Source organism: Streptomyces canarius (assembly GCF_014650735.1).
Lineage (GTDB): Bacteria > Actinomycetota > Actinomycetes > Streptomycetales > Streptomycetaceae > Streptomyces > Streptomyces olivaceoviridis.
This window is the reverse complement of the sequence record NZ_BMVN01000046.1, coordinates 1-11958: the sequence shown is the minus strand read 5'-3', so window position 1 is coordinate 11958 and position 11958 is coordinate 1. Positions and strand designations below refer to the sequence as shown.

The 11958-nt window shown below is 68.9% G+C and carries 11 protein-coding genes; 10 read left to right on the top strand and 1 reads right to left on the bottom strand.

Features of this window, described 5'->3' with window-relative positions:
* Window positions 1–73: 73 nt before the first annotated feature.
* The 10 genes from ddaH to IE294_RS38085 all read left to right on the top strand — a co-directional run bounded on the left by ddaH (window position 74) and on the right by IE294_RS38085 (window position 11613).
* Entirely contained in the window at window positions 74–964 is an 891-nt protein-coding gene (gene ddaH, locus IE294_RS38130) for a dimethylargininase (RefSeq protein ID WP_373315921.1), read from the top strand.
* Between the two features lie 32 nt (window positions 965–996).
* The gene (locus tag IE294_RS38125) at window positions 997–1500 is read left to right on the top strand and encodes a YbaK/EbsC family protein (protein ID WP_014674734.1); all 504 of its coding nucleotides are present in this window, start codon (window positions 997–999) and stop codon (window positions 1498–1500) included.
* 83 nt (window positions 1501–1583) lie between these two features.
* Window positions 1584–2714 (top strand): DNA polymerase III subunit beta, encoded by a 1131-nt coding sequence (dnaN, locus tag IE294_RS38120; RefSeq protein WP_189893920.1) that lies wholly within the window; start codon window positions 1584–1586, stop codon window positions 2712–2714.
* 216 nt (window positions 2715–2930) lie between these two features.
* Window positions 2931–3395: a GNAT family N-acetyltransferase gene (locus tag IE294_RS38115; protein ID WP_189893876.1), complete on the top strand. Its 465-nt coding sequence runs from the start codon at window positions 2931–2933 to the stop codon at window positions 3393–3395.
* 471 nt (window positions 3396–3866) lie between these two features.
* Window positions 3867–5120 carry a helix-turn-helix domain-containing protein gene (locus IE294_RS38110; protein WP_189893874.1) on the top strand — a complete coding sequence of 418 codons (1254 nt, stop codon included), beginning with the start codon at window positions 3867–3869 and terminating at the stop codon, window positions 5118–5120.
* A 306-nt stretch (window positions 5121–5426) separates the two neighbouring features.
* Window positions 5427–6221 carry a toll/interleukin-1 receptor domain-containing protein gene (locus IE294_RS38105; RefSeq protein WP_189893872.1) on the top strand — a complete coding sequence of 265 codons (795 nt, stop codon included), beginning with the start codon at window positions 5427–5429 and terminating at the stop codon, window positions 6219–6221.
* Window positions 6218–8197: a hypothetical protein gene (locus IE294_RS38100; protein ID WP_189893870.1), complete on the top strand. Its 1980-nt coding sequence runs from the start codon at window positions 6218–6220 to the stop codon at window positions 8195–8197. The genes IE294_RS38105 and IE294_RS38100 overlap by 4 nt, the downstream gene beginning before the upstream one ends.
* 53 nt (window positions 8198–8250) lie before the next feature.
* The gene (locus IE294_RS38095) at window positions 8251–9519 is read left to right on the top strand and encodes a hypothetical protein (protein WP_229917747.1); all 1269 of its coding nucleotides are present in this window, start codon (window positions 8251–8253) and stop codon (window positions 9517–9519) included.
* A gap of 478 nt (window positions 9520–9997) precedes the next feature.
* Window positions 9998–10183 (top strand): hypothetical protein, encoded by a 186-nt coding sequence (locus IE294_RS38090; RefSeq protein ID WP_189893866.1) that lies wholly within the window; start codon window positions 9998–10000, stop codon window positions 10181–10183.
* Between the two features lie 104 nt (window positions 10184–10287).
* Complete coding sequence (locus tag IE294_RS38085; RefSeq protein ID WP_189893864.1) at window positions 10288–11613, top strand: hypothetical protein; 1326 nt, start codon at window positions 10288–10290, stop codon at window positions 11611–11613.
* 70 nt (window positions 11614–11683) lie between these two features.
* Here the strand turns inward: IE294_RS38085 and IE294_RS38080 are convergent.
* Window positions 11684–11958: transposase (locus IE294_RS38080; protein ID WP_189893862.1), on the bottom strand; the 275-nt coding region annotated here is incomplete at its 5' end.

The following is an 11958-nucleotide window of genomic DNA, read 5'->3' as shown; positions in this document are numbered from 1 at the left end:
CACTCACCTCACCACCCGTGAGACCCGTTCCGCACCTCACCACCCGTGAGACCCGTTCCGTACCTCATCACCCATGAGCACAGTCGAAGGAGCAACCGTGCCGGTCACCGACACCATCGCGCCCAGCATCTCGACGCACCCGGCGGGGCAGCGCACCCGCACCGCCACCCGCCGCAGGCTGCTGATGTGCCGGCCGCGGCACTACGACGTCACGTACTCGATCAACCCCTGGATGAACCCCGGCCGCGACACCGACACGATGCTCGCGGTGCGCCAGTGGGAGCAGTTGCGCGACCTCTACCTCGAACTGGGCCACAGCGTCGAGGAGATCAAGCCGGTCGAGGGGCTGCCCGACATGGTGTTCGCGGCCAACGGCGCCACCGTCGTCGACGGCAGGGTCTTCGGCGCCCGCTTCCGGCACGCCGAGCGCACCGCCGAGGGGCCCGCCTACCTGCGCTGGTTCGAGGAGCGCGGCTACCAGGACGTGCTGTGGCCCGAGCACATCAACGAGGGCGAGGGCGATCTCCTCACCGTCGGCCGACGGATACTGGCCGGGACCGGCTTCCGCACCGACATCCGTGCCCACGCCGAGGCCCAGGAGTTCTTCGGGCTGCCGGTCACCTCGCTGACGCTGGTCAACCCGAGGCACTACCACCTGGACACCGCCCTCGCGGTCCTGTCCGACGACGAGATCATGTACTACCCCGACGCCTTCACTCCGGGCAGCCAGGCCGTGCTGCGGGCCCTGTTCCCCCAGGCGGTGATCGCCACGGCGGAGGACGCCGCCGTCTTCGGGCTCAACGCCTTCTCCGACGGACGTCATGTGCTGCTGCCGACCGCGGCGAAGGGATTGCAGGCCCAGTTGCGGGCCCGTGGCTTCGAACCGATCGGGGTCGAGCTCACCGAACTGCTCAAGGCGGGCGGCAGCGTCAAGTGCTGCACGTTGGAGCTGCGCGACCGCTGAGCCGCCGACACCTCTCCCAGAAAAGGATCGCCATGTCCTCCGCGCTCGCGACTGCGGACAGCCGTACCCGCCTGCTCGACCTGCTCGCCAGGGGCGGCGCCCGGTACCGCCTGCTGAACCATGCACCGCAGGGACGCACCGACCTGGCCAGCGCGCTGCGCGGCCACCGCTTGGACCAGGCCGCGAAGAGCCTGGTCATCAGGGTGGCGCTGAGCAGCAAGCGGCGCCGGTACGTGATCGCGGTGGTGCCCGGGGACCGCAGGGTCGACCTGCCCGCGCTCACCGCGCTGTACGCCGGCCGGGAGGCGTCCTTCGCGGCGCGGGAGGTCGCCGAGCAGCTGACGGGCTGTGTCAGCGGCTGCATCATGCCGTTGAGCTTCGACCCGGAACTGGAGGTGGTCGCCGACCCGGCCCTCTTCGCGCACGAGGAGATCTTCTTCAACGCGGGGCGCCTCGACGAGTCGGTGGCGCTGCGCACGGCCTGCTACCGCACGCTGGTCGCGCCCCGCGTGGCCGCGATAGCGAGCGCCCCCTGAACGGCCTGTGGTCCGCGGGCGTTGTCAGTGGCGACGTATAGCGTGCGCGGTCCGACGGGTACGACGTGATGGGGGACGCGCTGATGGAGTTCCGGATCGAGCGGGGCGCTCTCGCGGAGGCGGTGGGGTGGGCGGCCAAGTCGCTGCCCGTCCGTTCACCCGTGCCGGTGCTGGGCGGGTTGATGCTGGACGCCCGGGAGGGCCGGCTGCGCGTCTCCGGCTTCGACTACGAGGCTTCCGCCGACATCGAGGTGGCGGCGGAGACCCTGGCACCCGGTCAGGTGCTCGTGCCCGGGCGCCGGCTGCTCGACATCTGCCGGGTGCTGCCCGATGCGATGGTGCGGTGCGCGCTGGAGGGCGTGCGCTTCACGATGGACGGGGGCGGTACGCGCTTCGGGCTGTCGACGCTGCCCACACAGGAGTACCCGGCGCTGCCCGAGCTTCCGGCCTGTCGCGGAGTGGTGGACGCGGCCGAGCTCGCTGCCGCCGTCGGACAGGTCGTGATCGCGGCGGGCCGTGACGACACGCTCCCGGTGCTCACGGGCATCCAGGTGCGGCTGGACGGCGAGTCGATGACGCTGGCCGCGTCGGACCGGTACCGCTATGCCGTGCGCACGGTGTCCTGGGAGCCCGGGGAAACCGGCTCCGAGGCCGTGGAGGTGGTGGTACCAGGCCGCAGGCTGACCGAGATCTCCCGTTCGCTGGCGAAGTCCGGCCCCCTTCGTGTCGGGCTGAACGGCTCGGGCGGCGGCTTGATCTCGTTCGAGGCAGCCGGTATGCGTACGACGCTGCGGCTGCTGGAAGGGCGACTGCCGCGCTACGACAAGCTGTTCGCGCTGGACGGCCCGGCAGTCGCGGTCGCGCAGCGGGAGCCGCTCGTCGACGCGGTCCGCCGTGTCGCGGTCGTCGCGGAGCCCAACAGCCCCATCCGGCTCGACTTCTCCGCCCAGGGAACCGTCCTGCTCCAGGCGGGGTACGAGGACGACGTCGCTTCGCAGCGGCTCGCGGCCACGCTGGAGGGCGCCGACGACATGGCGGTCGCCTTCAACCCGGCGTACCTGCTGGAAGCCCTCGCTTCCTTCAACGCCCCGCAGGTGCGCTTCGAACTCCTGGGCCCCGGCCAGCGGGCGATGCTGAGCGGCCTGCCGGACGCGGACCACACGCCCCACGAGGAACACCGCCATCTGCTCATGTCGGTGCGCCAGTTGAGCTGACGGAAGGGGCCGGGTGGACGCGCCGTGCACCCGGCCACTCGTCGAAGACCTGCCGCGCCCGCTGACGGTCCCGATCAGACACCGGCCCCTGCCTACGGGGCACACAGCTCCACGGCACACCCGTCCCTGTCCGGCGCCCGTTCGACCTGGCGCGCGACTCCTTCGACGCCCAGTGCCGGATCAGGCAACGTCTGTCTCGTCTGTCAGACTGCTCGGGTGATCGTCAGACTCGCGCGAGAACAGGACTTCCCCGGTTTTCTCGGCTTGGCAGCCCAGGTCGAGCACTGGTTCGGCCCGATGGTCGAGGACCCTGGTTTCCACAGCGCCGTGGACCAGCACATTCGCCAGTCCGCGGCGCTCGTCGCCCTCTCCCCTGGATCGGGTCTCCTCGGCGGCCTGCTCTTCGGTGCGAAGCCCCCGGTTCACCACGTTCATTGGCTCGTCGTCTCGGAGAAGGCACGCGGGAAGGGCGTCGGTGCGGCGCTGATGGCGGACGCGACAAGCAGGTTCGTGCATGGCCCCGGCAGCATCGAGGTGGTCACCTTCGGTGCCGACCACCCGGGCGCTGTTGCCAGCGGGGCACGCGCCTTCTACGAAGGTCTCGGCTTCACCCCGGCCGAAGCCACTGATCCAGGCCCGGAAGGCGGTTCACGGCAAATCTATCGCCGATCGGTCAGGTGATTCAGCCCGCAATACGGACACCGGGCGGATAGAGACTGCGCGGGTGCCGGCAGAACCCCAGGAACCGGGCGCGCTTCTTAAGGGTGGGACCCGCGTACGACCAGACCGACTCCTTCGGCGCCCTCCTACACCTCGACGCCGTCTCGGCACCGTCTACGCCGCCCACTTCACCCAGCCCGACCGCCTCCGGGACCAGTGCTCTTCATCGATCGCTTTGTCCCGATCGCGGGCGACCCCGGTCACTCAAAGGAGTGGACGGCAGCAACGGAGAACGAAAGAGGCAACGGGCAACACCGCCGAACCCCGATTCTCCTGGCACGCGTCGTGCCAGACTCACTTTCGGATGCGAAGCGATACGCCGTCGCTACAGCGGGTGTTCGCTGTCGAGTTCGTGTCCACCGGTGATCGTCGGTTGACGGCTCCCGTGAGGGCGGACGGCTCTCACGGTCACTGTTCAAGGGGAGGTTGACGATGAGCACGGATTTACGCTTCGGCCCGGAACTTCGCCGTTTGCGAGTAGAAGCGGGGCTGACTCTGACTGAGTTCTCCGTGGCGCTCAACTACGACAAGGGGCACCTCAGCAAGGTCGAGCGCGGGGAGCGTTCCGCGTCCCCCGAACTAGCCCGGCGGTGCGACGCCTTCCTCGGCGCGGACGGCGAGCTGCAGCGCCTGGTCACCCGTCCCGAGACGTACTCGGACTCGGGCACCGCCGAACGCCCCGCCGGTTCGAGCCGCTGGCTCGTCGGGCGCCGTGCGGTCCTCTCGGCGGGTACGGGGGCGCTGGTCGACCTCGGCCTGAAACTGGGCGGTCAGGCACTGTCCTCCACCGACAACCCCCTCCTGCCCTCCCTCCGCACGCAGTTCGACCAACTGCGGCAGCTCGGTCAGTCCACCGCACCCAAGGTCCTGCTGCCCTTGCTGGAGACACAGACCCGCATGATCGCCGGGTTGGCCGCCGACGCCCGGTCCGCTTCTCGGGCTCCTGCGTTGCTGCTCGCCTCGCGGTTCGCGGAGTTCACCGGCTGGATGGCCCAGGAGGCCGGGGACAGCGACGCGGCACTCGGCTGGACGGGCGAGGCTGCCGAACTGGCGCGCACTGGGGGCGACCCGTACCTCGGTTCCTACGCACTGGTGCGACGCGCCCTGATCACCATGTACGGCGGGGACGCCGCCGGCACCGTCGCCTTGGCCCGCCGCGCCCAGAGCAGCGAACTCCCGCCGCGCATCCGAGGGCTCGCGGCCCAACGGGAGGCACAGGGGCACGCGCTCGTCGGCAACGAAGTCGACTGCCTCCGCAGCCTCGACAGGGCACGGGAACTGCTCGCCGGCGACGACGCCCGCAATGACGCCGAGCCCGTGATCGGCACCTCCCATGTGAGCGATCCGGCGGCGATGTCGACCGGCTGGTGCCTGCACGACCTGGGCCGCCCCAAGGCCGCCGCCGAGGTACTCGACCGGGAGTACCGCCGCCTCCCGCCGCACGCGCTGCGTACCCGCGCCCGGTACGGCTTCCGCCGGTCCTTGGCCCATGCCGCCTCCGGGGAGGTCGAGCACGCGTGCGCGATCGCCGGGGATCTCCTGGAAGTGATGCCGGCCGTGCCCTCGGCGACGGTGAACAGCGACGTCCGGCGTCTCGCACGGGAGCTCTCCCGGTTCCGCAGCAGCCGCGCCGTACGTGATCTGCAGCCCGCGCTGGCACGCGTACTCGCCCCCGCGCACGACTGACAGCCGCTCCACGACCGGCACACACGCGAGTCGCCCGGCTCACCGGTCCGCCCTGTCCCTCCGCCCCCCCGGATCCCACGATTCCGGCGGGACCCTCTGATCACCGCTCGGCGGTGGCATCACACCCCCGGTTTCTCCGGGCTGTCCGCGGCCAGTGACGCACCAGGCGGCACCCCTCAATCGCACGCCCTCCCGTGGATGCGCCGTGCCGTCACACGGTGGGACCTCACGGCCCGGGCGGACCGGAGCCCCGGTGCACAGCCGCGTGCCTGTTCACCCCGTCTTCCTCTCACGAAGGGAACCTTCATGCCCGACGTCTTCGTCAACTACCGCACGGGTGACGAGGAGTCCGCAGCGACCATGATCGCTCGTGAACTCGCCCGTCGCTTCGGCGACGAGCGGATATTCTTCGCCAGCAACTCGATCGATCCCGGACGCCGTTTCCCGGTGGAACTGGTCAGGGCGGTGGAGGAGTGCGAGGCTCTCCTTGCTGTGATCGGCCCGCGCTGGGCGGAGGTGCGGGGGGCCAACGGTCGCCCTGCCCTCGAAGCCGAGCAGGACTGGACCCGTCGCGAGATCCAGACCGCGCTCGACCGCGGGGCCCTGGTGATCCCCGTGCTCGTCGGAAAGGCCACGAGGATCGATCGTGCCGTCCTTCCGGACGATCTGCTGGAGCTGGCGGACTGCCAGTACAGGCGGTTCGACCACCGCAACGCCGAGTCGGACCTGACGGCGCTCGGCGACACCCTCGCCCGGCTCCTGCCCGAGCTGGGTGCGGTGGACCGGGACGCCCGTGCGGTTCGGGAGCGGGCGGAGGCCAAGTCCCGCGAGAAGTCGGCTCGGGACACCGGGCACACCAGGATGCGAACGCGCGACGTCGAGCAGCGCGTGCGCGGCGGCATCGGGAACCTCAACGGCGACCTGTCCGGCACCTTCGTCAACGAGCCACAGGGACCTGTGCACACCGGTCAGGGCCATCAGTACAACGCACCACACTTCGAAGGCGACAACACCGGGCTCCAGTTCACGGCGGGCGACAACAACGGTACGGTCCACCAGCGCTTCGAGCGCGAGCGCCGGCACTCGGACGACGGACGATGACCGAGCGGGACCGCGTCACCGTCAACGATCCGCGCGGCCCGGTGAACAACAGCGAGGGGCACCAGTACGTCTTCTACGGCGTCGGCCCGGACTGGATGATCCGCAAAGGGGTCGCGTCCCTCCGGATCACCCGCGAGGACCGGGTGCGCCTGGCCGACCGGTTCGTTCCGCCGGTGGGCTACCGCGTTGCCGCCGACCGTCTGGAGAAGCCCGGATCGGTGGTGCTGCTGGAAGGGCTGCCCGGCAGCGGCCGTCGCGCCGCGGCGATCATGCTGCTGCACGGGTTCGGTGAGGACGGGAGCGCCGACGAGGAGGGGGTCCGATTCGAGGAGCTTCCCGTCACCAGCGAGGACGAGAACCCTCTCGTTCCCGGTAGGGGGGACCGTTTCCTCCTCGACCTCTCCGGAATCGCCGACGAGGAGACGTACCACCAAGCCCAGCGCCGCCTGGCCGTGCGCCGGCCACAGGTCCAGGAGGCGGGGGCCCACATGGTCGTCGTCCTGCCGTCAGGCATGGAGCACACCCACCCGCCGGACCTCGAACCGCACACGGTGAGGCTGGGACGCCCCAGGGGTGTCGCCGTCGTCACCCGGTACCTCCGCATGGACCGGATGCCCTTCCGTCCCTCAGATCTGCGGAGCGCTGACCTCCAGCACCTGTGCGACCGCTCCCCCATGCGAGAACTGGCGCGGCTCACGGGACTGGTGAGGGCCGCTCGCGACAGCGGCCGGTTCGGCGCCGACTTCGCGGGATGGCTCGGCGAGGCGATGCACGCGGTGACCGACCGTGCCAGCGAGGTGGGCCGACAGGTGGCCGCGGTCCGCACCGCACCCGAGCGGGCCCTGTTGCTCGCGACGGCGATGTTCGAGGAGGCCCGCGCTGACATCGTCTACGAGGCGTGGCACGGTCTGATGAAGACGGTGAGGCACGAGGAGGAGGCGACGACCGAGCTCGCGCGTACGGATTTCGGAGCACGGTTGGCCGAGCTCGGAATCGAGCGGGATCCGGATGGACGGCTCCGCTTCGAGCAGCTGGCCTACGCCGACGCGGTACGGACGTACTTCTGGGCGAACTTTCCCGGGATACGCGACGACCTCAGGGAATGGATCGGCAATGCCGCCGGGCTACGCGGCCTGACCGCCGACGACCGGGTGAACGTCGTCGTCCGCTTCGGCGAGCGGACCCTGGCCGTCGGGCGGCCCGACCACCTTTTCGACCTCGTGGCGTGCTGGGCGGACCACACGACCGGAACGCCCCGCGATCCGCGAGCCGTGACGGCCCTCGAACTCGGTCTCGGCCACGAGAGGTTCGGGGGATGGTTCCGCAAGCGGATGTACGACTGTGCCGTGAGATCCGGCTCCTTGTCGGACGGTCTCGCCCGTGTCCTGACCACAGCCTGCGTCCAGAGCCTCAGCGCGACGCACCCGGATCAGGCGGTGGTACGGCTCCACTACCTCGCCGTACGGAAGGGGGAGGCGGCGCGCGAGGCCCGGGAGGCGCTTCTCGACCTCGCCGGCCGCGACCGCCGGCTCTACCGACTGCTGATCGACCGCTTGCGGGCCCGGGCACGTTGGGAGCCGCACGGGGCAGAGCCTCATCTCCATCTGCTCACAGAGTTGTTGAGAAGCGGCCGGGCACCGGACCCGCCGCCGTGGCCGGACCTGTTCCTGGGCTGGGAGGTGGTGTTCTCTCAGCCGCCGACGGAGCTCTGGAACCCGCTGGTGAGCAGCTGGCTGGACGCCGTGGCGGGCGACAGCACACGGAAGATGGCGCTGGAGGTGATGGTCGGGGCGGCGCACGGTCGCGGGGCTGCCCTCCACCGCCTCTACACCATCGCCTGCGACTGGGGTGGGTCCGCGCGCCACCCGTCCCGGGCAGCGGTCGCCACCCTCTTCTGGCAGTACATCGACCATGTGCAGTACGGCCGTACGGAGCGTGCGAACACCGGACCACGGACCACGGAAGAGGCACGATGAGACAACGTTTTTCCAGCTTGTCGTTCGTCGCTCTCTGCGGCCTCGCACCGGCTGTGCTCGGAAGCCTCCTGCACTGGTCGGCGTGGCTGTGGGGCTTCATGTCCATGGTCACGGCCTCGGGCTCCCTGCTGCTCGTGATGACGGTCCACAGCGGTGGTCGCGCGTCGGCCGGACCGTACGAGCCCGGGGAACCCGAGCCGCCCGCAGCACCGGTGGAGCAGCCGTACCAGGAGACACGGGTGAGAGACGTGGCGCTGCCGAGCGCGACGGACGGCTACGACTTCCTCTTCTCCGCCACCGTGTGGTGGAAGCCTGTAGCCGACCACGCCGGCCGGTCCGACGACGCCTCCCCGGCCGTCGCCGCCTCCTCGGTCGTCAGCCGGGCCCGGGAGGTCGTCCGCCACGAGGAACCCGGCCGGGTGAACTTCGCCCAGTACCTCCTGGACGGGGAGTTGGGCGTCCTGCTCCCGGACCGGAACGAACGGGTGAAGGCCCTGGCGGCCGATGTGAAGCTGACCCTCGCTCCCGCCGACCGCGAGCGCCTGCGGAAGCTGACCGATCTTCGCAAGGACGAGGAGATCTGGGAGTACGAGCGCCAGCACGAGCGCAACAAGCGGCGCTACCTCGGCGACGACGTACTCAAGAGTGCGGGCAGCGCGGTGGTGTGGTGGCTGGCCCGCCACGAGAACGAGATCGAGAAGGCGGTCCACATGATCGGCCCGCTCGCCACGATCGCGGCGGCGGCCAACGACGAGGAGGTGCCCGAGCTCTTCCGCCACCTGCTCGTTCCGCCCGTGGGCGCGCGGAGCGAGGCGACCGTCGGGGGTCCGCTGTGGGACGAGGGTGACCTTGGAGGGGAGACGTTCGACCGCGAGGAGGAGGTGGGGGTCTCGGATCGACTGCGCCTGTTGCTGACGGCTGCGGGCCTCAAGCCGGACATGGACGGATACACGGTGTTCGTACACCGTGTGATGCGGTTCCTGGAAGCGGAGGGGCTGGACGAGGCCGCCGACGAGATCAGGCGGGCCTTCGGCCTGGCCCCCGACGAGGGGTCAGAGGGCGACCCTTCGGACGACGGGGGCACCGCGGGGCCCTGGCCGCCCCGCGCCCCAGACCCCGAGGGTCCGCCGTTCACCGACAGGGCCGCGGACCCGCATGCTGACACGTTCACGCCCCGGGCGGCAGAAAGCAGCGCAAACGAAAGGAGCAGAGAATGGTGGGAGACGGGCGAGGACGACATGACGTCTCCACACCACTGGGACCCCCCGCACAGCCCGCACCGGCCCGCCGACCCCCACACACGGGACGAGGACGCGAACTGATCCGGTAGACGGGTGGCTCCCCGAGGCTCCCCTTCGCCGCACACCGCGGCAGGGGAGCCCGTTCCTGTCGTGGGAGAGTGCGGGTCATCGACGTGATGGTGCCATCTGCTACACGTTGAACCTTAATTCGTAGTGCAGAGCTCCCACCTGCGAAGACGCAGGTTTCGCAGAGGTCATCCCAGCACGGGCGTCCTATCCCAACACCATGTAGGCCAGACGGGCCTCGTACGCCTACGCAGCTCTGATGCCAGCGCTTCAGCTTGCCTCCTGCGACGGCTGAGACCTTGCCGCCAGGCATACGGGCCGCATGGCATGCTGCAGAACTTCCCTGCATCGGTCCCATGCGCTAGGGAATACACGTCCGTTGACGTCGACCGTGGTCTTGACTGACCGGTGGCCCAGTCAACGCGAGACCTCGTGAACCGGCACGCCGTTGGCCAGGGCAGTGGAGGCGAAGAAGTGCCGCAGGCTGCGCGGCGTGTACTTGGCTCTGCCCTCCAACTCGACCACCCTGGTCGAGAGGCATGCCGACCCCTACGGCCCGATGTGGAGGGCCAACCAGCAGGGCATTAGACCGGACCCGCACTCACTCACCGTCCGTGACGGGGGCCGCGACGACCGGCTGTACGACTGGACTACAGCGGTCAGCGCTCTCCCGTACTGAACGTCGCGAACTACCAGCGTCCCACCTTTGACCAACCTGGAGTCACTCACGTTGACTTACCTGAGAATGACCACGTCGAACTGCTTCATCATCGGGAGACACTCGTGGCATCCATCGCGCTGGTCCACTGCACCACCCTCATGCTGCAACGCCTCCCAGAACCCCCACCACGCTGGCTTCAGCGAGACGAGCGGAGCTTCGCCTACCCGTACAAAGAGTGGCGAAAGCCCCGCGGATGGTGTCTGACCTTCTTCACCGACCGGGAACCCGATTTCGGCACGCGCACTATCATCGGCGTCGGTGGCGCTTTCCCCGGGAGACGTTCAGGCACCTACGAACGCTCATTGCTCACCAAGGATTTCACCCCGCTCACTCGGCCGCTCCCACTCACGGATCTTGAGATGCCGATGGGAGCAAGCAGGCGCTTCCTTCAGGACGACGGCCGCATGTCGGAAGTAGCCGGCCAACGACTACTCGAATGCGTACGTCAGCTACGGCCTGAGCTGGCCTCGACACTTTCCGGTCTGGAGCAGTCCCTAGGGATGCACCCACCAGCAGGCGCTGTCGGGGAGAAACTGAACCTGGAGAAGGACGCCGTGGGCACGCTGCTCGAAGTCGCGGGCATGGAGCGTGACGTGGTCGAGTCCTGGCAGTCTCCCGTTACGCCCGAAGTCCTGGAGACCCGCTCTGTACCATTTCTCGCGGGGCTACCCGATCTCCGGCAGATCGAGGACCAACAGATCGTGCACGACTACCACCGCTTCCCGGGGATGACGGGCATGGACGCGATCGAGGTGGGGTGGCGCATCTATCGTCGCAGCGGCGGACCGTCTGGCCATCGTCTCTTCGTGTACAACGCCAACCGCCACAACGTGGAGAGCGTCACCGGGGTCGACATGATTTACGTGAACGAGTTCACCGGAAGCGTTACCACAGTCCAGTACAAGCGGATGCGCAAGGAGGCAGGCGTCTGGACATACCGGTACGACGCGACCGCAGAGCGCGAGATGGAGCGCATGGCGATGGTGGACAAGGAATGCGAACAACTCGACGACGGCTTGGATCCTCGGCTCGTCACCGCTCCGAGCATGGTCAAATTATGCCGGAATGTGCCCTTCGTTATGAGTTCCACTGCGCTCATCCCCGGTATGTACCTCACCCGCCCTCACTTCAAGGCGTTGGTCGACAGCCCGCTCGCTCGCGGTTCTCGCGGTGGCAAGCGCCTTCGAGAGAGCGATGTGCCCAGGTACCTCAACAACACCACGTTCGCCACGCTCCTCAAGGACGGATGGCTTGGTACGCGAGGCGCCAGCAGCGACTACGTAATCGACTTGGTCCTCCGCGCTCTTTCACCCGACGGCCCCGGGGCTGTCGCAGTCGGTCTCCACGGGAGCTCCATAGCACCTGGGAACCGACGCATCTCTTGGTGAACGCACTTTGCACGGTGGGCGGATGGCAGTATCCGCTCTCCGACTTACTACTCCGGCAGAGGTTCGTTTCCTACTGATCTTTTCGTAAGTTCGGTGGGTGTGGTGGGCGGATGGTCAGGCCGGTATGGGCGAGGAATGACCATGGCAGTCGGGGGTTGGCGTTGATGCGGTGGATGCCTTGCTCGGTGGCGTCGGCGACATCGGCGAGGTGGTCGCCGGCGAGGTTGGCGAGTTCACGCTTCTTGAGCGAGGACCACAGCAGTTCCACCGGGTTCAGCTCAGGAGCGTAGGCGGGTAATCGTTCCAGGGTGAGCCAGTCTTGTTCGGCGACCCAGGCCCGCATCG